Source organism: Shewanella sp. AS16 (genome assembly GCF_021412365.1).
Lineage (GTDB): Bacteria > Pseudomonadota > Gammaproteobacteria > Enterobacterales > Shewanellaceae > Shewanella > Shewanella salipaludis.
In genome coordinates, this window is sequence record NZ_JAKCLK010000205.1 from 1 (window position 1) to 299 (window position 299).

At 52.2% G+C, this 299-nt stretch carries 1 protein-coding gene; it reads left to right on the forward strand.

All coding sequences use genetic code 11. From position 1 onward, the window contains the following. The coding region (locus LZP73_RS20010) for an ABC transporter permease subunit (protein WP_442800779.1) at nt 1–299 on the forward strand (299 nt) is incomplete at both ends.

The window sequence follows — 299 nt, forward strand, 5'->3', positions numbered from 1 at the left end:
TGAACTTAAGTAATATTCTCACCCAGTCATCGGTGCGTATTATTATCGCGCTTGGTGTGGCAGGGTTAATTGTCACCCAGGGGACTGACCTTTCCGCAGGTCGCCAGGTGGGGCTGGCGGCAGTAGTAGCAGCGACGTTATTGCAGTCCATGGATAACGCCAACAAAGTGTTCCCGGAAATGGCGACGATGCCGATTGCGCTGGTTATTCTGATTGTCTGTGCCATTGGTGCGGTGATCGGTTTGATCAACGGCTTGATTATCGCCTATCTCAACGTGACGCCGTTCATTACCACGCTC